Annotated in this window: 16 protein-coding genes; 5 read left to right on the top strand and 11 right to left on the bottom strand. The window is 68.6% G+C overall.

Translation table 11 applies throughout. The features are described from left to right. Positions 1–12: 12 nt before the first annotated feature. Positions 13–483 (bottom strand): NUDIX hydrolase, encoded by a 471-nt coding sequence (locus tag MEBOL_RS15890; RefSeq protein ID WP_095978233.1) that lies wholly within the window; start codon positions 481–483, stop codon positions 13–15. Next, positions 480–1,766 carry a DUF2380 domain-containing protein gene (locus MEBOL_RS15885; protein ID WP_342747775.1) on the bottom strand — a complete coding sequence of 429 codons (1,287 nt, stop codon included), beginning with the start codon at positions 1,764–1,766 and terminating at the stop codon, positions 480–482. Before MEBOL_RS15885 ends, MEBOL_RS15890 begins: the two co-directional genes overlap by 4 nt. Before the next feature lie 641 nt (positions 1,767–2,407). Here MEBOL_RS15885 and MEBOL_RS15875 point away from each other — a divergent pair. Beyond that, positions 2,408–3,190: an SDR family NAD(P)-dependent oxidoreductase gene (locus MEBOL_RS15875; protein ID WP_095978230.1), complete on the top strand. Its 783-nt coding sequence runs from the start codon at positions 2,408–2,410 to the stop codon at positions 3,188–3,190. Between the two features lie 6 nt (positions 3,191–3,196). On the opposite strand, the gene MEBOL_RS15870 is transcribed toward MEBOL_RS15875, so the two are convergent. Beyond that, positions 3,197–3,628 (bottom strand): winged helix-turn-helix transcriptional regulator, encoded by a 432-nt coding sequence (locus tag MEBOL_RS15870; protein WP_095978229.1) that lies wholly within the window; start codon positions 3,626–3,628, stop codon positions 3,197–3,199. Positions 3,629–3,727: 99 nt separating this feature from the next. On the opposite strand from MEBOL_RS15870, the gene MEBOL_RS15865 reads away from it, so the two are divergent. Beyond that, a complete protein-coding gene (locus MEBOL_RS15865) occupies positions 3,728–4,582 on the top strand; it encodes an SDR family oxidoreductase (RefSeq protein WP_095978228.1) in 855 nt (284 codons plus the stop codon). On the opposite strand, the gene MEBOL_RS15860 is transcribed toward MEBOL_RS15865, so the two are convergent. Next, on the bottom strand, positions 4,572–5,321 hold the full coding sequence (locus MEBOL_RS15860) for an ADYC domain-containing protein (RefSeq protein WP_095978227.1): 750 nt from the start codon (positions 5,319–5,321) through the stop codon (positions 4,572–4,574). The two genes, MEBOL_RS15865 and MEBOL_RS15860, sit on opposite strands and share 11 nt — an antisense overlap. Before the next feature lie 360 nt (positions 5,322–5,681). Next, complete coding sequence (locus MEBOL_RS15855; RefSeq protein WP_095978226.1) at positions 5,682–9,680, bottom strand: bifunctional serine/threonine-protein kinase/formylglycine-generating enzyme family protein; 3,999 nt, start codon at positions 9,678–9,680, stop codon at positions 5,682–5,684. A gap of 103 nt (positions 9,681–9,783) precedes the next feature. Between MEBOL_RS15855 and MEBOL_RS15850 the strand changes: the two genes are divergently transcribed. Both MEBOL_RS15850 and MEBOL_RS15845 read left to right on the top strand, forming a co-directional pair. Further along, positions 9,784–10,662: a sigma-70 family RNA polymerase sigma factor gene (locus MEBOL_RS15850; protein ID WP_245919803.1), complete on the top strand. Its 879-nt coding sequence runs from the start codon at positions 9,784–9,786 to the stop codon at positions 10,660–10,662. A 199-nt stretch (positions 10,663–10,861) separates the two neighbouring features. Next, the gene (locus MEBOL_RS15845; RefSeq protein WP_245919801.1) at positions 10,862–11,890 is read left to right on the top strand and encodes a sigma factor-like helix-turn-helix DNA-binding protein; all 1,029 of its coding nucleotides are present in this window, start codon (positions 10,862–10,864) and stop codon (positions 11,888–11,890) included. 19 nt (positions 11,891–11,909) lie between these two features. Here MEBOL_RS15845 and MEBOL_RS15840 read toward each other — a convergent pair whose 3' ends face one another. From MEBOL_RS15840 to MEBOL_RS43635, 3 genes are all read right to left on the bottom strand, one after another. Continuing rightward, the gene (locus MEBOL_RS15840) at positions 11,910–12,959 is read right to left on the bottom strand and encodes a hypothetical protein (RefSeq protein WP_095978223.1); all 1,050 of its coding nucleotides are present in this window, start codon (positions 12,957–12,959) and stop codon (positions 11,910–11,912) included. Between the two features lie 67 nt (positions 12,960–13,026). After that, complete coding sequence (locus MEBOL_RS15835) at positions 13,027–14,130, bottom strand: esterase/lipase family protein (RefSeq protein WP_095978222.1); 1,104 nt, start codon at positions 14,128–14,130, stop codon at positions 13,027–13,029. 312 nt (positions 14,131–14,442) lie between these two features. Then, a complete protein-coding gene (locus tag MEBOL_RS43635; RefSeq protein WP_095978221.1) occupies positions 14,443–15,357 on the bottom strand; it encodes a peptidoglycan-binding protein in 915 nt (304 codons plus the stop codon). A 198-nt stretch (positions 15,358–15,555) separates the two neighbouring features. Here MEBOL_RS43635 and MEBOL_RS15825 point away from each other — a divergent pair, with 198 nt between their 5' ends. Further along, positions 15,556–16,092 carry a hypothetical protein gene (locus tag MEBOL_RS15825; RefSeq protein ID WP_095978220.1) on the top strand — a complete coding sequence of 179 codons (537 nt, stop codon included), beginning with the start codon at positions 15,556–15,558 and terminating at the stop codon, positions 16,090–16,092. 9 nt (positions 16,093–16,101) lie between these two features. Here MEBOL_RS15825 and MEBOL_RS15820 read toward each other — a convergent pair whose 3' ends face one another. The 3 genes from MEBOL_RS15820 to MEBOL_RS15810 form a co-directional block, all read right to left on the bottom strand. After that, positions 16,102–16,947, bottom strand: coding sequence for an ankyrin repeat domain-containing protein (locus MEBOL_RS15820; protein WP_170115521.1), 846 nt, complete (start codon positions 16,945–16,947; stop codon positions 16,102–16,104). Positions 16,948–17,043: 96 nt separating this feature from the next. Further along, positions 17,044–17,745, bottom strand: a complete 702-nt coding sequence (locus MEBOL_RS15815) for a hypothetical protein (RefSeq protein ID WP_095978218.1) — start codon at positions 17,743–17,745, stop codon at positions 17,044–17,046. Positions 17,746–17,797: 52 nt separating this feature from the next. After that, positions 17,798–19,651, bottom strand: a complete 1,854-nt coding sequence (locus tag MEBOL_RS15810) for a serine/threonine-protein kinase (RefSeq protein WP_095978217.1) — start codon at positions 19,649–19,651, stop codon at positions 17,798–17,800. Between the last annotated feature and the right edge of the window lie 563 nt (positions 19,652–20,214).

The raw sequence follows: 20,214 nt of genomic DNA, 5'->3' as shown, positions 1-20,214 counted from the left end.
TGACGCTGCGAGTCAGGCTTCCTCGTCGGGCAGAAGCGTGCGGAGAAGTTCGTCATCGGGGCCGAGCGGACGCCAGCCGGGCGGCGGTGGTTTGGCGCGGAGCACTGCCCTGGCCTGCTCAACGCGTTTCTGATGCGTCTCTGGGGTGTACGTACTCCAACGCGCGAGTGCATGGGCGACATCGAAACGATTGCTGTCGTCAATCACGGCGGGCCAGCCGTTCGGGAGATGCTGGGACAGCTCGCGCACGAGCTGTCCGCGCACCAAGCGTGTAAGCTGTCCACTCCGCTCCGCTTCGGCGACCAATCCGCTGAACACCTGTACCGCGGCGATGTCGTCCTCTCCAAGCTCCTCGGCTAGAGCTATCAGCGAGGCGGTGGGGCGTGCCTCGGCGAAGGCGGTCAGCGAAGGGAAACCTCGCTCGCGGATCCGCTCGTACAAGCGGAGCTTCCAGTTTCCCTCCCAGGAGCGGTCCTCACTCATCTTCCACTCCAGGGCGTGAAGTTCATCGGGATCTTGTACTCCTTCATGTATCCCGCTACGACCTTGAGGATCTCGTTTCGCGTCAACATCCGGCCAGCTTCGAGCTCGGCCTCTCGCAGCGCCTTCATGATCATCTGATTCCACTCTCCGGGCCACAAGCGACCCAATCGCCAGTCGCCACCGCCGTGGATCGCCTCATGTTTGGCTTGCTCCATCTTGACGCAGAACCGGTCGATGCTCATGTCACCGGTGAAGCCGCGCTTCTCGAACCACTCGCGGTGCTCTCTTGGCAGGACGTGATGCCGTGGCGGCTCGGCCATACCCGCCCCCGCCCTGCCCGTCTGGTGCATGCCGCGCACCTCGGGTCCGTCGCCGAGCGCGTCGCGCACGCCCTTGGGCAACTCGTCGTGCGATTGGGACATCAGCACCTGTCCGGTGTGTATCCGCACAGCTGTGCCAGCGACGGGTGCGGAGATGACTCCCGCCCGCACGAGCCGACGCATCATCTCGACCCACTCGGCGGAGACTGCTACCCGCGTCCCCATCATCACGCCGTTGGCTCCCATCACGAGGCCCACTCCGAGTGTCGCGGGAGCGGCCGGCGGCAGCCTTGGCAGCGACAGCTTCATCATCGAGGCCTGGGTGAGCATCTCGACGAGTTGCGCCGCCAGCATCATCTGACCGCCGCGCTCCGTTGCCACGCGCACGGCCTCACGTATCGAATAAGACTCGCGGGTGAGCTGGCCCATCAGGCTGGGAAGCGTGCTCGCCGTGGCCTCGACCTGCGCTGGCTCCAGAGAGGAAAGCGCCGTCATGGACGGCTCCAGCATCTTCCGCACGCGGTCCAGGTCCCGAACCAGCCGCTCGTCGCTGTAAAAGGGAGCGTGCTGGAGGATGGCGTCGGCGAGGTTCAGGAAGTCGAGCCACGCGGAGAGCAGGTGCGCACCGAGTAGGGTGGCCTGGAGCCGTGGCCCGGAGAGGCGGAGGAGCGCGAGTTCCATCTCAGGCTCCCCGACCGTGGAAGCCGTGTCCGTCAGCAGGGCGGCGCCACCCAGTGAGTCCTTGAGCCATTGCAATTGAATCGTGCCGTAGTTGATGTACGGGACAAACACGTCGTTATCCCCGGCGATGCCGGCCTGACTGGCCGCGAGCTTGGGGAGTGTGTCGGCGATGTGGCCAATGGAGTCTCGTACGCCGTCAATGGCTCCGAGAACCGCTTGCCGGGTCAGTGTGACGCTCTGTTGCGCTGGTTTCGCCGCGAGCTCAGGGGCCGTTGCCGTCACGGCCTCGCTGGAGCCCCGGTGGTGGTGCCGCTGTCGCGCCGCCGGCCCTCGCGGGGAGCGCGGTGGGGACTCCGCTTCCGGCGATTGCGCCAACATGGGCCGGGTGGCCGTGCGTGGCGTATCTCCCAGGTACATCCCCTGACCGGGCGGTGACGGCAGCGACGCACACCCGGTGGTCATCAAGGATGCAGTCAGCAATAGGCCCACCCACCAAGACCTCGGCGCGTCAGCGCGCATCGTTCACCTCAATGCCTCGGAGTGTTCGTCGAAGCGGTCAACCTTCCATGAGGGCCAGGGAGTGCTCGACCTTGTTGTATTCGAGGGTGTTCTGTCGGAGTGATGGCGATCGCGGGCGGGAGCGGCGCCTATCCTTGTGTAAGCTTGTCATGGAGACTGACGCCGGGCTTGAGTTCGAGGGGGCCCGAGTCTTGATAACGCTTGTAGTTGTGGAAATGGAACTCCGATAGCTACATGGCGAGGACCCTTCTCCGGAAGATTCAGGAGCCTGTTCACGCTCCGTTTCTCCGTCCACATTCAAGACGGTTGGGGTGTGTGTCCAAGTGGGCGGCGCGTTATGCCCCGTTCCTCTTTTTTCAGGCCCAGAAAACTCGGGATCCCAGGTAAGGTAGGCCTCCTCGCCTATGGAACGACTCAAGGACAAGGTGGCCCTCGTGACGGGGGCGGCATCTGGAATCGGCCGGGCCACGGCCCTGCTGTTCGCCCGGGAGGGCGCGCGGGTGGTGGCGACGGACATCGCGGGCACGGGCGAGCAGGTCGTCCAGGAAATCCGCGCCGCCGGCGGCCAAGCCCTCTTCTTGCTCCATGACGTGACGGACGAAGTGGTGTGGAACAAGGTCATGAGCCGCACCTTCGAGGCCCATGGCCGGCTGGACGTGTTGGTGAACAACGCGGGCACCGCCACCTCCCGTCCCGTCGCCGACCTCTCGCTCGCCGAGTGGCGTGAACAGCTCGCGGTGAACCTGGACAGCGCCTTCCTCGGCACCAAGTACGCCGTGCGCACCATGCGCCTGGGCAAGCGCGGTGGCTCCATCGTCAATGTGGCCTCGGTCTCGGCGCTCGTGGGCAGCCCCGGCACCGCCGCCTATTCCGCCAGCAAGGGCGGTGTGCGCATGCTGAGCAAGGCCGTGGCCATGGAGTGCGCCCAGGACGGCATCCGCGTCAACACCGTCTTCCCCGGCGGCGTGCGCACGCCCAGTTGGCAGACGGCGGACTGGTGGAGGGGCTTCGTCGATCAAATCGGCGGCGAGGAAGAGGCCTGGAAGCAGCTCGAGGCCTCCGCCCCCATGGGCCGCATGGGCGAGCCCGAGGACATCGCCGAGGCCATCCTCTATCTGGCCTCGGACGCCTCGCGCTATGTCACCGGCTCGGAGCTCGTCGTGGACGGCGGCTACACCGCCCGCTGAGCCGCCTCATTCCTCCGTGCCTCGCTTCGGCACGTGCCGCTTCCGCGCCTCCAGGACGCGGGACAGGTTCTCCTCGATCCAATCCGTCAGCACCTCCACGTGCCCGGCCACCTCTCGCCCCAGGGGCGTCAGGCTGTAGTCCACCCGGGGCGGAATCACCGGGTACACCTCGCGCAGCACGAAGCCGTCCTGCTCCAGCGCCTGGAGCGTCTGCGCCAGCATCTTCTCGCTCACGCCCGCCACCTCGCGCCGCAGCTCGCTGAAGCGGCGGGTGCCCTGGAGCAACACCACCAGCACCAGCACCCCCCAGCGGCTCGTCACGTGCTCCAGCACGCCGCGCGAGGGACACAGGGGGGCGTACAGGTCGCCCCGCTCCTTCCGCTCCGCTTGCTTCGTCACCGCCCGCGCCAGGTGCCCGGGTCTTTTTCTTTCCGCCATGTTAGTAGCTTACCCAAAGGTGGGTACTTACGAAAGGGAAGTGACGGCGTTACGGTGAGTGCCGAGTCCAACGCCTCACTTCCTTCAAGGAGCCTCACCATGATTCTCGTCACTGGAGCCACGGGTCATCTCGGTCGTCTCGTCGTCGAGGGCCTGCTCGAGAAGCTGCCCGCCCAGAAGATCGCCGTGGCCGTCCGCGATCCGGAGAAGGCCCAGGCGCTGGCGGCGCGCGGCGTCCAGGTCCGCCGGGCCGACTACAGCCAGCCAGACACCCTCTCCGCGGCCTTCCAGGGTGTGGAGAAGCTGCTGCTCATCTCATCGAGTGAAGTGGGCCAGCGGGTCGCGCAGCATCGGGCCGTGGTGGAGGCCGCCCGGAAGGTGGGCGTCCGGTTGCTCGCCTACACGAGCATCCTCCGGGCGGACACGTCGAGCCTGGCGCTCGCCGCGGAGCACAAGGCCACCGAGCAGCTCATCCGCGACTCCGGCCTGCCCTTCGTCTTCCTGCGCAACGGCTGGTACATCGAGAACTACACGGCCAACCTCGCTCCGGCGCTGGCGCATGGCGCCCTCGTGGGCAGCTCGGGCGAGGGCCGCGTCGCCGCCGCCACCCGCGCCGACTACGCCGCCGCCGCCGTGGAAGTGCTCACCGGAAGCGGCCACGAGAACAAGGTCTACGAGTTGGGTGGCGACACGCCCTTCACCCTGTCCGAGCTGGCGGCGGAGGTGTCCCGCCAGACGGGCAAGGCCATCGTCTACAAGAACCTGCCTCCCGAGCAGTATCAGGGGGTGCTCGTGGGGGCGGGACTGCCCGCCGGATTCGCCCAGGTGCTGGTGGACTCGGATCTCGGCGCCGCCCGGGGAGAGCTGAATGACTCCACCGGGGAGTTGAGCCGCCTCATCGGTCGGCCCACCACCCGGCTCCCGGACGCGTTGAGCGCGACGCTCAACGGCTGATGCTGGGCCGGGTCAACATCTCGGGCGGGTACGAGCGGTTGTGCACCAGTCGCCGCTCGTTGGCGTCCACTTTTCGGGCGAGCGTGCAGACATCGCCGTCCCCGAGGTCCTTCTCGCTCTTCTCGAAGCGTCCGGGGCACTGCTGCATGACTTCCTCCAGGGGCGTGTTCTTCCGCGTGCGCGCCAGGCACCACGCGCCCTCGGGCGTCCACGCCGCCTCGAAGGTGGCCCGGGAGGGCGAGAAGCCAGGCGTCTCCCGGGTCTCGCGCTCGACGTGTCCCATGCCGTCGTACATGTCGATGATGTTGTTGTCCTTGGTTTCGCTGCGGCCGTCGCCGCAGTAGTCGGCCCGGGCCATGCGCGTGCAGGCCTGGTGCAGGTCCGCCATCTTCGAGTCCCAGGGCTTGTAGCCCCACGTGCTGCATTTGGCGATCGCGCCCAACTCGCAGGCGAAGGTGAAGCTTCCGTTCACGTCCTGACGCGCGCCGGTCTCATCCCAGACCCCACGCACCGCGAGGGCGCGCGGCGAGGACACTTGCCCGCTGGGCACACAGGGGTTCACCCACTTCGTGCTGTCCTTCTGACGCACTTCGATCTCGTACCAGGTCTCTCCACCGGACTCCTCGGCCGAGCAGATCGCGACTTCCACGGGCGAGTCATCGCTGGATTTCCCCTGCAGCACGATGTCGCCGGGCTTGAAGGACGGCATCACCAGCTTGCCCTCCTCGAACCTCAGCATTGGAGTCCTCTTTCCCGATACGGGTTTCGCGTCGCTCAGTTTGGCCGACACGAGGAGCGCACTCCTGGGCTGAGTCTCATTCAGGCGCGTGGTGCCCCACAGAAGCGTGCCCTGGGGATGATGGGAGCGCGTCGGAGATTGAGGCTGACAGGGCTGTACCGCGGTCTGAGGGCTCTTGGCGAGCGCAACGCCCGAGGGGACTGCGAGCGCAAGGGTATAGCCGAGAAGAATCCAGGAACGACGCATCGAGGGCCTCGCTGAGGGGGGTTGGAGCCGTCGAGGCGTGCCGGTTCGTCATGGCACGCGCTCTCCCCGGTAAGAGGCTTCTCGTTCCTGGGTTATGCGTTCATCCTGAGACCGTCAGGGCTTGGGGGCGGGGGCGCACAGGCGCACACCCACGAGGGCATCGCCCGCGTCATCGGTGTTCGCCTGGCGGTTGGCGACCTCGATCGCCTCGGTTCCATAATACGAGGCCCCTCCCATCAGAATGGTATCGCTCTCTCCCATGTCGTGCGTCCAGGCGGCCGTGATTTCGTAGACGTTGCCGGCCATGTCTCTCACGCCGAAGGGGCTGTTCGACGCGGGATGGGAGCCCACCTCGTCGGGGCCGTAGGCGCCAGCCGTGCGGTGGTAGGAAACATCGATGTTGGCATCGTCCTCGTGGAACGAGTTGCCATGCGGGTATTTTCGCGTGTCGGCTCCCCGGGCGGCCCGGGCCCATTCGAACTCATCGCACAGCCGCGCGCCGCGCATCCGACCGGTGTCGTTGAGCCATTTCAGGTAGCCCGAGTCACTCAGGAGTTCCTGGGCGGAGACACCCGATAGCGGGAGGCGGCGCCACTCTTGCGACGCGTGGTAGTTCCGAAGAGGGCTCTCTCCCTTCGCCCGTGCCTGTTCCTCGAGCTGCTTCCGGACGACGTTCTCGATGCGTCCGTTGGAGTCCAAGGCGGGGCGGAATCCATCTCCGCCCATCGGCTGGAGGACGAGCGTCCAGGCACCGCTTTGTCCTTCGCGCAGGGAGATGGTTCCGTTCGCGATCTCCCGCTCCCGTGTGAGCAATTGACGGTCCGGATGGCTGGCATCCAGGGTGTCGAGGTAGGTAACCCAGTCCCCCAGGGTCACCTCATCGCGACCGATGAAATACCCCTCCCACAGACAGCGCTTGTGGATGGGGGCACTCTTCATGAACTGACGGATGTCTTCTGGAGCCGGGCTTCCGATGAACGAGCAGCCCGGTGGGATGTAGACGACGCCCTCGGGGACGGGCATGGGCAGTTGCACGTCGATCAGGGTGCGGCCACCGCGCTCAAGGACGACGGGGTACTCCATGGTGGCAACGGGCCCCGGTGGCTGGATGCGCAGGTGGTAGGAGCCGGGTGGCAGCCACACGCCGTCCAGAGGCGTGATCTCGAAGGGGACGGGGGTGGGCACGAGCGACATGCGGCCCTCCGAGTCCTCCTCGTAGCGCAGGACCTCGATCGCCACTCCGGGGCGGTGGGTCGTGACGTCGAGCCGGGCGGGCACCTGGAGCCATCCCCGCCAGGAGGAATCCGTGGCCGAGAGCACCTCGAACCGTTGGCGAACGGTCTCGTGGGGCTGGTGGAATAGCTCGGCGAGCAGGATGCGCTCGGCGAGTAGTTCGAGGCGATGCCGCCTCGCGTCGGCATGGCCCGGCACGCGTTCGAGTACGCCATCGAGCGCGAGAATTGCCTGATCCAGGGCGGATGCGGTCCGGTTGAATTTCTCAAACGCCTCTTTCCAATGCCGCTCCGCGCGTGCTCTCTGTTGCTGCTCCTCGCGTACTATCTGTTGCTGCTCCTCGGGTGTTCTCTGTTCTTTTTTGGGAGAGTGCTCCCGTTTGTCGAACAGGGTGAGGGCCTGCTTTCGCGCCATACCTGGCGCTTCCTTCTGGAGCGTGGCCATGGCCGCGGTGGTCTGCTCGCGGGCGATGCTCCGCACGTCCAGCCATTCGTGGAGCCGCCACCCTCCGTAGAGCGCGATGAGGCCTATCACCCCGAGCACGCCGCCCAGGATGCGCCGCCGCTTCTGCCGGGCTTCCGCGCTCCGGGAGGAGTGGAGGAAGGCGCGTTCGGGCGCGTTGAGCTCCTTGTCGTCGAGCACGCGGGCCTGATCGAGCTGGCGTCCCCGCCACAGCCACTCCTCGGCGCGATTCATATGCGTCCACTCGGTGCTCGCGAGCTCCACGCGGTGGATGAGCGCGCGCCGGCCCGCGTCCTCGTCCAGCCAGTCGCGCAGCGTCGTCCAGCGGGTGATGATGGATTCGTGGGCGATTTCGTAGTGGGTGCCGCTGCTCGTGGCGGTGCGCGCGTGCAGCAGGCGCGCCTCGACGAGCGCTTGCAACGCGACCCGGGCATCCGGGTTGATGCCCACCAGCTCCTCCTCGCTGCGCTCGCGGCGGGTGCCCTCCGGCGTCACGAGCCGGGCGAGCAGGTGGTGCGCCGCCTCGCGCTGGGCTGGCGTGAGCCGGGCGAGCACGGCATCGCCATGCCGTGACAGCGCTCCCGCGACGCCACCCATGGCGTCGAGTGTCGCCCGGATGATGTGGCCTCGCTGCGGATCCCGGCGCTCCCACAGCTCGGCCAGGGTGAACTGGAGCAGCGGCAGGCTCCCCGCTCCCTTCTCCGTGTCGTCGATGAGCAACTGCACCATCGCCTCGGATTCGAAGGTCACCTTGCGCACGCGCGCGGGACCGACGATGGCATCGCGCACCTGCTCCGTCCGCATGGGCCGTAGCACGTAGAGGGCCCGTTCGATTTCGTCTCCCAAGCCAGGCAGTGTCCCCAGGCGGGTGAGGAAGTCGCCGCGCACCGTGAGCAGCACGCGCACGCCCGCGGTGGGCAGGGCCAGCTCTCCCAGGAAGCGCGCGAAACACGCCGCCGCGCCGGGCTCCGATAGGGTCAACAGCTCCTCGAGTTGGTCCACGAAGATCAACAGGCCCCGGCCCTCGGCGTGGGTCGAGCGCAGCAGCTGGCCCAGGTGCTCGGGCGTCTGTTCGAGCTTGGCGCCGAGCTCCGCCTCCGTCATGCCCAGCACGGGCGAAAGCGCGGCGGCGAGGGCCGCGAGGGGACGGCGGCCTGGCTCCAATGTGAGGCAGGTGAAGGTCCGGCGGCCGTCCATTTCTCCACGGGCCACCAGGGGCAGCAGGCCCGCGCGGCACAGCGAGGACTTGCCCACGCCCGAGTCCCCGGCGATGAGCACCAGGGGCTGGCGGCGCAGCCGCTCGAGCACGGCGTGCACGTCGTCGTCACGGCCGAAGTAGCTCGCGCGGTGCTCGGCCTCGAAGGGGGCCAGGCCCCGGTAGGGGTTGCCCGAGAGCCGGGGGAGATAGGGCGCGCCGAGCCGATCGAGCGCGTCGCGCAGCGCCTCGGCCGAGGCGAAGCGCTTCTCGGGTTCGGTCTGGATGCAGCGCTCGATGATGGCGGCGAAGTCGACGTCGATGCCGGGGACGCGCTCGGTGAGGGGCTGCTGGGTGTGCTCCTTCTGGAGCGTGTCGCCCGTGCACAGCTCGTGAAGGATGAGCCCCAGGGCGTAGATGTCTCCCAGGGGCGTGGCGTCGCCGCGCAGGGCTTCCGGCGCCATGTAGCGCAAGGTGCCCGCGATGCTTCGCGCCCCAGCGGGTCGCGCGTTCGTTCCCGTATCGAGGAATTCCGCCAGGCCGAAATCGAGCAGCTTCACCTCGCTCGAGGAGGTGAGGAGGATATTGGAGGGCTTGAGGTCGCGGTGTAGCACGCCCTGCTGGTGGGCGGCCGTGAGTCCTCGTGCGAGGCCCGCACCGATGTCCATCGTGCGCCGCCAGGGCAGGGGACAGTCCAACTGCGCGAGGGTCTTCCCCTCGAGGTATTCGGAGACGAGGTAGGGGTGGCCATCCACTTCGCCGGCGCGAAAGAGCGTGACGACGTTGGGATGTTGCAGCCGGGCGACAGCGCGCGCCTCGGTGAGGAAGCGGGCCCGGATGCGGCTATCAGGTTGGGAGGCGGCGATGAACTTCACCGCCACCTGCCGGTCCAGGGATTCGTCGTGCGCCAGGTACACCACCCCCATGGCGCCCCGGCCGAGGGGCCGCACGAGGCGAAATTCGTCGAAGGTCGCGGGGGGCGCCCACTCGTCGGGCGAGAGGGCGGGTTCAGCCTCGGGGGTCCGCTGGCTCGCCGTGCTCTCGGCGATTCCTCCGTCGTTGATTCCCCCTTGCACGACGGTCACGAGAAGGCCGTAACAGGGGGAACAGCGCGCCGCGTGATGATGGACGCGATCCAACTCCTGGGGGGACAGCCGCCCGTCGATCAATTTGGCGAGGAGTTCATCGGTCAGATGGAATTCGTCGTTATCTTGGTGAGACATGAAGGAGGCGGTTTCCCTGGTTGAATCGATACTACCTTGGCGACGGTCGCCAGCTTAGGTTGAGACAATGCTGAGCGGTGAAACAAGGGAAGGCATTTTGACCGTGTCAAACAATGACGACGGACTTGAGCAGCCGTTGCGCCTGGCCTGGGCTCGGGCGCGGGCGTCATGGCCCTCCCTGCCCCTCGCCTTCGAGCCCTTCGGCGCGCACGTGCGGAGACTGTTGCCCGCCGATGACGACGCCGGACCCCGCGCCGCGCTGCTCGACGCCCTGGCCGCGTCGGACCTCTATCTCGCATGTGCGTGCTTGCAAGGCATGAGCGCCGCGCACCATCTGCTGGAGACCCACTTCCTGGCCCGGCTGCCGTCCCAACTCGGCCATCTCAAGTTGTCGAAGCCGGTGCTCGACGAGGTCTGTCAGTCGGTGCGCATCCTCCTCTTGGTGGACACGCCCGAGACGCCGCCCCGGTTGGCGGAGTACATGGGGGTGGGCTCGCTCTCCAGTTGGCTGCGCGTCATCGCCGTGCGCATGGCCCACAAGCAGAGCCCCCCGGCCCGGGAGACTCCCGAGGACGACATGCTCGAGGCCATGGCGGAGCTGCCCTCGCCCGGACCAAGCCCGGAGTTCGACCTCATCCGGCGCCGCTACCACCACGACTTCCTCCAGGCCCTGAACGAGGCTTTCTCCACCCTGCCTCCCGAACAGCATTACCTGCTGCGGCTGCGCTTCGTGAATGGCCTGTCCACCATCGAGCTGGGCGCGCTCTATCGCAAGAACCAGTCGACGCTGTCGCGCTGGCTCAAGAGGGCCCGGAAGAAAGTACGCGACGAGACCAAGCGGCTGTTGTGCGAGCGCCTCGGCTTGAACTCCAAGGATTTCGAGAGCTTGCTGCTGATGCTCGGCAGTCAGTTGGACTTGAGCGTCAGTCAGATATTGCGCGAGGAGGATGATTCGTCCTCCTCCGAGCCGGAGGAGGAGTGACGCCGCTCGGGATTGCGCACCCGGTCAATCCTTGTTCCCCGCAGGCCCGGTGCGTGTCGCCGATGAGGTGGAATTCGTGGTTATCATCGGGGTCCATGAAGGATGCGGGCTCCTTGGTTGAACGACACGACCTGGGACGCGGCCGCCCGCTTGGGTCGAGACAATGCCAGGCCGCGAGACAAGGGAAGGCGTGTTGACCGTGTCAAACGAGAGTGACGAGTTCGAGCAGCAGCTGCGTCTGGCCTGGGAGAAGGCTCGGAAGGTCTGGCCTTCCGTGGCCCTGGCTTTCGAGCCATTCCGTACCCACCTCCAAGGGATTATTCTGTCCATCAAGGGAGGTGCCTCATCCCCCGCCAAGGTGCTCGAAACCCTGGCCGTGGCGGACCTCTACCTCGCCTGTGCGTGCCTGCAGGGCATGAGTTCCGCGATCCAGGTGCTGGAGGACCATTTCCTGGCCCGGCTGCCGTCCCAACTCGGCTCTCGTCGGCTGTCGGCGTCGGTCATCGACGAGGTCTGCCAGTTGATGCGCATCCACTTGTTGGTGGGCACGCGAGAGATGGGGCCCCAACTCGCGTCGTACAAGGGCCAGGGCCCGCTTGAGACCTGGCTGCGCATCAGCGCCGCGCGCATGGCCGTCAAGTTGAGTCCATCCTCGGCTGAGTCCCATGAAGAGGACGTGCTCGAGTCCCTGGCGGCGCTGCCCGCTCCTGAACCGAGCCCGGAACTCGAACTCATCCGGAGCCGCTACCGCCGCGACTTCCTCCAAGCCCTGCGCGACGCCTTCAAATCCCTGTCCCCGGATCAACGCCACCTGCTGCGGCTGCACTTCGGAGATGGTCTGAGCACTCCCGTGCTGGGCAGGCTGTTCGCCAAGAACCAGTCCACGATATGGCGTCGGCTCCAGGAAGCGCGCATGGCGGTGTACGAGGAGACGAAGCGGCTCTTGGGTGAGCGTCTCGGTCTGAACTCCAAGGACTTCATGAGCCTTTTGTGGATGCTCGACAGCCAACTGAATCTGAGTCTCAGTCAGGTGCTGAGCGAGGAAGAGGATGGGCCCACGTCGAAGGACAAGCCCGAGCCGAAGGACAAGCCCAAGTCGAAGGATGGGCCCGAGTCGGAGGATGGGCAGGAGGTGGAACCCGGGCCGAAGTCCCCGACCATTCGTCCCTCGGGGTTGTTTCCAGCGGCCGCGATGGCGGCGAAGCCGAAGGCCGAGGAGGTGGAGTGACGCCGCCAGGGGCCGCGCGTCAGTTGCGGCCCCACTGCCGGGGCTGGCCGAAGCGGTAGAAGCCGCTGGCCTCCTCCTCGGCGATCGTCTGGGCCTCGTCGGCGAAGTAGCGGGCCCGTAGCTCGCTCAATCGCCGCTCCAGCTCCGGGCCCGTGTGTTGCTGGGCGAGGATCGCGCGCTCGGCCATGTACTGCTCCCCCAGGGCCCATCGCGCGTCGCGCCGCGTGTCGAGATCCTTCCACCGCTCGAGCGCCGCCTCGTCCAGCCCCATGCCCTCGCGTATCGCGCGCAGGTGCTCCGCGCGTTGCTCCGGCGTCATCGCGCCGAGGTCGCGCTGCACCGAGCCCAGGTCCAGGAAGCGGTTCATCAGCTCCTGCTGGTTCGCCTGCATGTAGCCAGGGGCCTCGTCGCCAAACGTCTGCTCCAGGCTCTGCTTGTAGCGCGCGAGGCGCTCGTTCACGTCCGCCTGGGGCAGCGCGTCGATGATGGAGAGGGTGTTGCCCACCGACTCGTTGCGCAGCTCGGCGGCCCAGATCTTCCGGGCCGTCTCCTCGCCGAACAACTGGTTGCGCTCCTCCCACACCGCCGCGCGGCGCTCGGCGACGGGCTTGGCGCGCAGCTCCTCCCGGTGGGACTCCATCCATTGGGCGTACGCCACGCGCTGGCGCAGCCGCAGGGCCAGCTCCTCGTACAGCTCCGGGAAGGCCTGCTTCACCAGCGCGAGCAGCGGCTCTTCCCATCCCGTGGGGTAGAGCTGCTGGAAGTGGCGCATGAGCTGCTCGAGCATGCGCATCTGCGTGTGGGGCTCATGGATGCGCGCCGCGTAGCGCGAGCGCAGGGAGGCCGCCATGTCCGTGCCGGGGCGCATCGCTTCCCCGTCCTCCGGGTCCGGCGCGAGCGGTGCCCGCGTCCGGGCCGCCTCGGAGGAGGCGGTGGAGGGCTCGGCATGGGCGGGAGGCTTGCCGCGCGGATCATTCCCGCGCTCGGGCAGGATGCGCGTGGCGAGCACGGCGGCGCCGGCGAGCAGCAGGGCCAGGGCCAGGAACAGGGGGGCCTTGGGTCGGTTCATGGGTCCAAGGCTACTCCCGGAGGACCCCCGCGCGCGATGGGGGGCCTCCCGGAAGGCGTGCCGAGCCTCAGTCGTGGTTGCCGATGTACTGGAAGATGGCGGCGTAGAACTCGGGCTCGTCGAAGGTGTCCGGGCCCACGCCCACCACGTCCACATGGTCCTGGTTGATGACGCTCGAGCTGGAGGTCATCTGCTGGGAGGTGGGCGCGTTGATGTTGCTCAGGTAGGGCACGCTCTTGTCGTCCTCGATGGAATCGAAGACGAAGGGGTTGTTGGTGTACTTGAGCCGGTAGCCCATCTGCTGCGAGTTGATGCCGACCATGCCGTCGTCATCGTCCTCGTCCGCGTAGCCGTTGCCCTTGCCCGCGGCGCCGTCGTTGTCGCAGTCATCCACGCAGTAGCCGTTGCCGTCGATGTCGAAGATGTATTCCTTGATCAGGTAGAGCGCGGGATTGACGTTGAGGCCCCGCTGGGCCGTCATCAACGAGGCGTAGCGCGAGGCGTAGCGCGAATCGATGGGGTTGTTGACGTTGAAGGCCTTGGTGCCCGTGGTGATGCCGTCGCTGGCGCTGTAGTCGTTGTAGACGAGCTGCTTGGCGGCGGCGTAGCCGTCATTGCCCGGCCCGTAGACGATGTCGCCGTAGTACTCGGCCAGGGCGGCGATGACGCTGGTGACGCCGGGCTTCAAGTCCAGGATGTACTTGGCCACGGGCGAGCCGCGGTGGGGCGAGGACACGCTCACCATCACCGACACCACGGTGTAGCCCTTGCGCTGGTAGAGCACCTTGGCCGCCTTGCGCGCGTCCAGGCCGCCCTGCGAGTGGCCGATGAGGTTCACCCGGCTGGCGCCCACGCTCGCCATGTAGCCCTCGATGTCGTTGGCCAGGTCCAGGCCCCGCACCTCGGAGTTCTGCATGGGCTGCACGGCGGCGGCGAACGACTGCTGGTTGTAGTCGAGGTCGTCGTTGCAGATCCAAGCGGACTTGCACGTGGTGCCGACGAACATGCCGTAGTCGTCGCCCCAGTAGTTGTAGCCGAGCAGATCGTCGAATCCGCCCAGGCCGTGGGCGAACACGACCGGGTATGTCGTCTTGGAGGCTCCCGCCTGGGCCTCGGTACCGAGGCCGAGCGCGCACAGCGCCAGCAGGAGGGTGGACAGGTGCTTCTTCATGCGGACAGCTCCTTGGGGAGCCCCCCGGGACAGGGTGACTGTCCTCCGGGGAGCGGAGGCGTGGCTGGGATTGCGGTGGGGTGCTCGGGGACGCCGGGTCGGGATGGGCGTCCGGCACCCGAGCAATTCCCACGCCAGACCCCTGGCGTTGGCCCTTCCAGGACGACGCATCGCGTCACCCGACCCCGAGTGGAGCATGGATGCTCCACTGGGAACTCCAAGAAACTGAGACTTCACGAAAACCGAGGGGTTGCGCCGCCCCGGGGGGTGTCCTGGGTCAGGACACGGGGTGTCCGTTTCGCGGACAGCGGCTCAGGGCCGGTACTCCCAGTGCCAGGGCTCGGAGGGCACGGTGCGCTTGAAGCCGTACTCGGCGCCGTGGGCGGCCAGCCACTTGTAGGTGGCGGTGCCGGTGCCGCCGACGTTGATGTCCACGGCGATGCCGCCCTGGTGGTTGGAGTAGCCGGGCTTGGCGGCGAGGTTGCCGGTGCCGTTGAGGTACTTGCGGTAGAGCTCCTGCTGCTCGGCCATGGAGCGGAAGCCGCTGTTGACGTGCAGGTTGATGCCGGCGCGGGCCGCCGCGGCGTGCATGCGGTTGAAGGCGGCCGCCGCGTCCGAGCGCATCTCCTTGCCGTTGGGAATCTTGGACAGGGTGATTTGACGCGGCGCGCCGTTGACGTAGCCGGTGACGGTGCGGCCGCCGCCGGGGGCGGGGGTGGTGCCGGAGCCGCCGCTCACCTTGATGCCCAGCTTGTCCCACGTCTTGGGGCCGACGATGCCGTCGGCGGTGAGGCCGTGGGCGCGCTGGAAGGACTTCACGGCCGCTTCCGTCTTGGGGCCGAAGGCGCCGTCCGCGGCGCCCACGTTGTGGCCGAGCGCGTTGAGGCGGTTCTGCAGCGCGCGGACGGCCTCGCCCGTGGCGCCCTTCTTGAGGGTGGGGCCGGAGCCGCCCGAGGAGGCGCCCACGCTGTTGAGGGCGCTCCACGTCTTGGGGCCGACGATGCCGTCGGCCTCGAGGCCACGCGCCTTCTGGAAGGCCTTCACCGCGGCGGCCGTCTTGGGGCCGAAGGCGCCGTCCACCGCGCCCGGGTTGAAGCCGGCCGCCTTGAGCTTGTTCTGCAGGGCGGTGACGGAGGCGCCCTTGGCCCCCTCGCGCAGGACGGGGTTGGAGGCGGCCGCGGTGGTGCGGAGGGCGGTGGAGGGGGCGGCGCGGGAAATGGCGACCATGGGGGCTGACTCACCTTGTCGAAGGGGGACCAACTGCTCCTATTTTCGTAAGGGGTGAAAGGAAGTTTCCTCTTCCCGCTCGATTTCCCGGAAGTGTCCGCCCCGGGCGGCGTCCCGGGTGTGCGCAAAAGGGGCTGACCGCGTGGGAGGGGCCCTGTACTCTGGAGGGCCTGGGGTTGGGCTTCCGGGAGGGGAACGTTGGGCAAGGGCAAGAGACACGACACGCTGGCGGGGGAGGCGTTCCTGCGCCAGGACGGGGCGGTGGAGGAAGCGCCGCGGTTGGGGCTGGTGACGTGCGGGGAGGACCTGGCGCGGCTGCTCGACGGCGCGATGGCGTGCAACTTCTCCCATGAGGCGCCCCAGCGGGACGAGGCGGACTCGGAGGAGGACGCCCTGGTGGCGCGCTTCCTGCGCGACTGCGTGGAGTTCTGCGACGTGCCGGGGCTGCCCGAGCCGCTGCGCGAGGAGATGGAGGAGTACTTCGGCCACGAGCTGGACGCGCTCTGGCGCCGGGACTGGCTGGTGTTCGGCGCCGCCGAGGAAACGGTGCTGGAGCCCGGCGACGAGCCGCTGACGGGCCGCGCGGTGACGCTGTGCCTGGCGCGCGCGGACAGCCCCTCGGTGGAGATGGATGCCCGGCTGCGCCGCTCGCTCGAGTACTTCAAGGAGGCGATGGCGCGCGTCACCCGCCCGCCCCCGGACGACGAGGACGGCCCGGGCGGACTGATTCACTGACGTCCCGGCTCAGCGGGTGCGCTCGTCCGGGGCGGTGTCGTCCCGGGGCACGCGCGTGGGCGGGAGCTCCTCGGCGCGGCGCTCGAGCAGGCTCGTGACGTGGGGTTTGCCGTGCATGCGCGAGAGGGACAGGGCCGTGGCGCCCCGCGAGTCCTGGCGCAGGGGATCGGCGCCCGCCAGCAGCAGCACGCGCACCGAGTCCTCGTCTCCCCGGAGCGCCGCCAGCATCAGGGGCGTGGTGCCCTCGCCGCTCGCCGCGTCCACGCGGGCCCGGGCGTCGAGCAGTTGCTGCACCAGCAGCGCGTGCCGCCGGTCCGCCGCGTAGTGCAGCGGCCTCCAGCCGGAGTCCCGCCGGTTCTCGAAGGGCAGGAAGGGGGTGCTCTGGGCTTCCACCGAGGCGCCTCGCCGCAGCAGCTCGTCCGCCAGCGCCGAGTGGCCTCCCAGCACGGCGCAGATGAGCGGCGTCTTGCCCTCCTCTCCTCCGTACTCCAGCTCCGCGCCCGCCTCGTCCAGCAGCCAGGACGACACCAGGCGCTGCCCCGCGCCCACCGCGTGCCGCAGGGCCTCACCCCGCTCCGCCGCGTCCGCCCCCGACACGAGCTGCCGCGCCGCCTCCAGGTGGCCCCGCTCCGCCGCCAGCATCAGCGCCGTGGCGCCCCGCGCGTCCTTCACCGACGCCACCGCCCCTTGCGATAGCAGCAGCTTCACCACCTCCACCGCGCCATTCCAGGCCGCCCACATGAGGGGAGTCATCCCCTGGGAGTCTCCTCGGCCCAGCGCGCGCGGCTCCCGCTTGAGCAGCGCCTCCACCACGGACACGTCTCCCAGACGCACGGCATCAATCAGGTTGGCCACGATGTATCCCATCCGGGGGGAAGGGTTGAGTTGCACACACCTTACAATGAATCCGCGTTTTACGTGATTAGATTGTTGAGCGGGGATAGCGGGTTTCTAATCCGGGGGGTGACTTGGGGCGTCCAGGTGCTTCTCGTAACGAGACTCGAGGGCGAGGAAGTAGCCCCGCTCCTCCCAGAGGGCGGCGGCCAGTCGCGCGGCGAGGGAGGCGCGCTCGCGGGCCTCGTCCTCTGGAGGGGTGTCCAGGGCGCGCGACAGGGCATCGAGCAGCAGGCGGCTGCCCGCGAGGAGCCGGCGCAGGGCCTGGTTCACCGGGCGCGCGTCCACCTCCTGGCAGGCGGCGGTGATGGCGGCGTGCACGCGGCGCGCGGCGTCCGGGGTGCCGAGGGTGTCCTGGGTCAAATCCCCCCGCGTGAGCGCGTGGCGCAGCAGGTGGCCCTGGTGCAGGGTGATGGAGGCCATGTCCACGCAGTCCTTCACCCACAGGGCGGTGAGGACGCGGCGGTAGCCCTTGCGCGTGGCGAGCCGCAGGGGCAGCAGCGCCGCCTTGCCCGCGAATTGTTGCAGGCGGCTGCCCTGGCGCGGATGGCGGCCGGCGAGCAGCGACACGGTGTCCCGGGGCGCGGTGAGGCCGCGCTCCTCGAGCAGCTCCCGCACCATGTCCTCGCGCACCCGGCGCAGCGCGTAGTCGTCCAGGAAGGGCACGGGGATGAGCGGCGTGAGGCCGGAAGCCACCACGAAGGGCGCCACGCGTTGCATCGACTCGAGGAGCGGAGATGCGGGGGGCGGGGGAGTCATGTCACCTCTCGCCCGAGAGGAGAGCATGGACCCGCTCTCTCCGCGAATTCACCTACGTCCCGGAGGCCTTGTTTCCCGGCTCCCCCCGGCCCGAAGTGCCCAGTGCCCGACACACGGAGACGTAGTGCCGGTGCAACTCCAGGCTGAGCGGATCCAGCAGCAGGGCGCGCTCATAGGCCTCGCGCGCGAACTCCAGCCGCCCCGCCCGCTGGTCCGCCTCCGCCCGGGCGAGGTGCGCGCGCAGGGAGGACCAGGTGTGGGGGTGGCGGGCGAGGAAGTCGCGCCGCAGCTCCTCCAATTGCGCGAGCGTGAGCCCCGCGGCCAGACAGCGCGCCACCCCGTGGAAGTTGCCCCGCTCGGCGTCGTACATGGCGCGGGGGCGGGGGTGGCCCAGCGTGTCGCCCGCCTTGCGCACCCGCTCCAGCACCGCGTCCACCCGGGCGCGCAGCACCGGGGAGATGGGCCGCTCCCGCAGCCGCTCCAGCGCTCCTTGTGCCCGGTGCGCGCGCAGCCGCAGCTCCTCGCAGTCCTTGTCCCACGGCAGCGCCAGCACCGCGTACAGGTCCTCCGTGCCCCGCTCCCGGTAGGGCGCGAGCACCTGCTCCACCTCGGCCTCGGTGGCGGGATCGATGGGCGGCTTGAGCGTGTCCAGCGGCTGGCCGAGCAACAGGTGCGCCACCGCCGCCTTGAAGGAGATGGACGGGGAGACGAGCTGCACCCCGAAGCCGGGCGCCATGCCCCAGGCACGCGCCTCGTCCGGGCGCACGTGCCGCACCACCTCGCACTCGCACGCGAGCTCCCCGTCCGGGTGCTCCAGCGCCACCGTCACCCGCGACAGCAGGGGCGGCAGGCCCTGCTCGGTGCACAGGAAGAGGCCCGCGCGGGTGAGCTCCGAGCAGCGCAGCCGCTCGCTCGGGAGTCCCGGCTCCGGGCGCGTCACGCGCACGGGCAGCGCCAGCGCGGGGCGCAGCACGAAGGCCGACAACGGCGGCGGGGTCCGCACCGGCCCCGGCAGGGCGAAGCCCTGGGCGAGCGCCACCTGGAGCGCTCCGCGCATCGTCGACGCGCTCGGGTAGCGGTTCTCCGGATCCTTCGCGAGCGCCCGGAGGATGACGCTGGAGAGCGCGGGGGGCACCTCGGCGCGCACGGAGGTGGGGCTCGGCGGCGGCTTCGTCTGGTGCGCGAGCAGCAGCGCCGTGAGCGTCTTCTCCACGAAGGGCAGCCGCCCGGTGACGAGCTGGTAGGCGATGACGCCCAGGGCGTACAGGTCCGAGCGCCCATCCACGGGCTCGGCCCGCGACTGCTCCGGCGCCATGTAGTCCGCCGAGCCGATGACGGCGCCCTCGGCCGTGTCCGTGGTGCGCTCCTCGGCGTCCAGCAGCTTGGCGACGCCGAAGTCGAGCACCTTCACGAAGGCGGGCCCCTGGCCTCGCCGCACCAGGAAGAGGTTCTCCGGCTTCAAGTCCCGGTGCACGATGCCCCGCGCGTGCGTGGCCTCGAGCGCGTCGCACACCTGCGACAGCAGCGCGATGGCCACCTCCGGGTGCACCGGGCCCCGGGCGAGCAGCGCCGACAGGGGCTCGCCCTCCAGGTACTCCATGACGAGGTAGGGCCGGGGCGGCGCGGGCTGGATGTCGATGACGCTGACGATGTTCTCGTGGCCGATCAGGTTCACCGCGCGCGCCTCCGTGTGGAAGCGGCGCAGCACCTGCGGCGACGTGGCCAGGCGTGGGTGGAGCACCTTGATGGCCACGCGGCTGCCAATGCCCACGTGCTCGCCCAGGTACACGGCCCCCATGCCGCCCTGGTCCAGCTTGCGGGTGAGCCGGAAGCTGCCCAGGCACGCACCCAACAGGGGATCGGGCTCGGGCGGACGAGGCGCGGGATTTTGAGCGTGGATGGACATGAGCCGGACGTCTGTCGGGGCGGACGTGAGTGGGTTCCGCGGGATGTGCCCCCCCGGCACATTCTCCACGGCCATCATCCACGACCGGGCCGTGTGGGCGCAGGCCCTCGTCCGGGAGGGGTTCAATCTTGAGCCCGGGTGCTGCGCGCTAGCGGACACTCCACCTATCTAGTGCAAGGAGCAATGTTCGCGGACGTACTCCTGGAGAGTGCGCGTTCGTTCTCTGGGGCCATGGGCTAATTGCCCATGTTGGGGCGTGCCGCTGCGCCTGATTCCCGACATGGTCCACGCACTGAGCACATTTAAGTAGTTTCCGATGCTTACCTGCAACGGGCGCTCTGTGCGCATCTAAACGACGGCGACAGGTCGTCCTCCGACCAAGAGCGAAATGGCCTGCTCCTTTGAGTGAAGGGCGCCTCGCATCTTCCGCTGTCCGCAATTCGGGCTCGTGAGGATCGACAATGGGTAAGCAGGTGTGATCTATCTCGACGTGTGCCTAGGGAGCCATCGACAAGTTCTTCCAGCGGGTCATCCATGAAGACCGACTGGAGCCGAAAGCCGGA

The organism is Melittangium boletus DSM 14713 (assembly GCF_002305855.1).
Lineage (GTDB): Bacteria > Myxococcota > Myxococcia > Myxococcales > Myxococcaceae > Cystobacter > Cystobacter boletus.
This window is presented reverse-complemented; position numbering and strand designations above follow the sequence as displayed.